Below are 2,427 nucleotides of genomic sequence, written 5' to 3' on the forward strand. Positions count from 1 at the left end.
ATAACACCAGAAGGATTTAATTTTAAAGGTAAATAAGTAGCAGTAGCTGATATTGCAGAGCTTCTTCTTGCATATTGAATAGGTATTCTTCTTTCAGCTTCCTGTATATAAATAATTCCTGCAACCACAATAATTATTATTAAAACTGCTGTGGCTACCTTAAATACAGGAAGTGAACCAGCTCTCAACTGCTCATAAGTAGAAATAACAGCATTTGGTATCCTTGCCACAATACTTGCTAAAATTATCATAGAAATTCCATTTCCAATTCCAAATTCTGTAATCTTTTCACCAAGCCACATTAAAAATACAGTTCCAATTGTAATAATAAATGTGGTCATAAATATAAAAAGAAATGCCGATTCTGAAATTAAAGCCTGACCTGTTTCTGTTCTGATATTACTTATCCATACAGAAAGAGCAAATGATTGGAATCCAGCAATTGCTATTGTAAGGTACCGCGTATACTGACTAATCTTCCAACGTCCATAATCACCTTCTTCTTTCTGAAGTTTTTCAAGGGTAGGTATTACAGCTGTTAGAAGCTGCATTATTATGGCAGCTGAAATATAAGGCATTATACCCAGGGCAAAAACTGAGAGTCTTCCAAGAGCACCACCTGAAAAAAGGTTATAGATGTTAAAAAGAACACCGCCAGAAGAATTAAAGTAATTAAAGAGGGCAGCAGTATCTACACCTGGAACTGGAATGTGCGTTCCAAGTCTATATACTGCAAAGATTATTAAAGTATAGGCAATTCTCTGCCTTAATTCTTTTATTTCAAGAATTTTCTGAATAAGGTCAAACAACTATTATTCCTCTGCTTGAGCAGATTCTTTAGATATAACCTCTACTTTTCCACCTGCTTTTTCAATTTTTTCAACAGCAGACCTTGAGAATTTGTGAGCTTTTACAGTTAAAGATTTTGTAAGCTCTCCATCACCTAAAATTTTTACATTTTTAGTGCATTTAATAATTCCTTTTTCATATAATACTTCAGGAGTTATTTCAGCACCTGAATCAAATCTTTCCTCAAGGGTTTTTATATTAACTATTTCATATTCAACAGTATTAGGATTTTTAAATCCTCTTTTAGGAATTCTCATAATAAACGGAGTTTGACCACCTTCAAAGAATGCTGGTAAATCTCCATATCCTCTTCTTGATTTTTGTCCTTTATGTCCTCTTGTTGAAGTTTTTCCGTGGCCTGAACCTATACCTCTACCAACTCTTTTTTCTTTATGTGTAGCACCTTCTGCAGGTTTTAACTGATGTAATTTAAATCCCATTACTCAACTTCCTCCACTTGTATGAGATGTTTAACTTTCTCTATATTTCCTCTTACCATAGGATTATCTTCTAAAATTCTCTCATCATTAACTTTTTTTAATCCAAGAGAACGAACTGCTTTTTTCTGGAAACCCTTTTTTCCAGCCAGACCTCTAATTAATTTTACTTTTATTTTCATTTTATAGGAACACCTCCAGCAAATATTCTGTAGGAGCTTTTAACTTTTTCTTCGTTTAATCCTCTTATTTTTGCAACTTCCTCTGGAGATTTGAGTTTTAAAAGTGCATCAAAAACAGCTCTAACTATATTATTTGGATTTGTAGTTCTGCTTATAATTTTCGCAAGTACATCAGTTACTCCTAAAAGTTCCATAACAGGTCTCATTGGACCACCAGCAACCACTCCAGTACCTCTTCTTGCAGGTTTTAATAGTACCTTAGCTGATTCAAATTCTCCAATAACATCGTGAGGAATTGTTCCTTCTATAAGGGGAACTTTAACTATATTCTTTTTAGCTTCTGCAATAGCTTTAGCAATTGATGGAGGTACTTCATTTGCCTTACCAAGTCCAAATCCCACATGCCCATTTTTGTCTCCAACTACCGCAAGTGTAGAGAAAGAAAATCTTCTACCACCTTCCATAACCCTTGTAGTTCTTCTAATTTCAACTACTTTTTCTTCTAAATTTAAAGATGAAACATCAACTGGATTTTCTTTAAGTCTTTCCTCTATTAATCTTTCTATTTTTTTATATCCCATACTCTACTCCTTAAAACTTTAATCCTTTTTCTCTTGCTGCTTCTGCAAAAGCTTTTACTTTGCCATGATAAATAAATCCACCTCTATCAAAAACAACGTTTTCAATGCCGTTTGCAAGAGCTTTTTCTGCGATAAACTCACCAAGCTTTTTAGCAACTTCCATATTTTTACCGCCTCTAAATCCATACTTTTCAACAAAATCTTTATCTATCGTAGAGGCACTTAAAAGAGTTTTTCCTTCTTCATCATTTATGATTTGAACGTATAAATTGTTTAAACTTTTATAAAAAGCCATTCTTGGTCTTTCTGCAGTACCAAAAACTTTTTTTCTAATTCTTTTATGTCTTATTATTCTTTTTTCTCTTCTGTTTTTTACTG

The 2,427-nt window shown here is 33.1% G+C and carries 5 protein-coding genes; all 5 read right to left on the minus strand.

Features of this window, described 5'->3' with window-relative positions; translation table 11 throughout:
- On the minus strand, nt 1–809 hold an 809-nt coding region (locus HG1285_RS04445; RefSeq protein WP_008288633.1), incomplete at its 3' end, for a preprotein translocase subunit SecY.
- 3 nt (nt 810–812) lie between these two features.
- On the minus strand, nt 813–1,289 hold the full coding sequence (rplO, locus tag HG1285_RS04440) for a 50S ribosomal protein L15 (RefSeq protein WP_008288634.1): 477 nt from the start codon (nt 1,287–1,289) through the stop codon (nt 813–815).
- Nucleotides 1,289–1,468, minus strand: coding sequence for a 50S ribosomal protein L30 (gene rpmD, locus HG1285_RS04435; RefSeq protein WP_008288635.1), 180 nt, complete (start codon nt 1,466–1,468; stop codon nt 1,289–1,291). The genes rplO and rpmD overlap by 1 nt, the downstream gene beginning before the upstream one ends.
- Nucleotides 1,465–2,049 (minus strand): 30S ribosomal protein S5, encoded by a 585-nt coding sequence (gene rpsE / locus HG1285_RS04430; protein ID WP_008288636.1) that lies wholly within the window; start codon nt 2,047–2,049, stop codon nt 1,465–1,467. The genes rpmD and rpsE overlap by 4 nt, the downstream gene beginning before the upstream one ends.
- Before the next feature lie 10 nt (nt 2,050–2,059).
- On the minus strand, nt 2,060–2,427 hold a 368-nt coding region (gene rplR, locus HG1285_RS04425), incomplete at its 5' end, for a 50S ribosomal protein L18 (protein WP_008288637.1).

The organism is Hydrogenivirga sp. 128-5-R1-1, assembly GCF_000171895.1.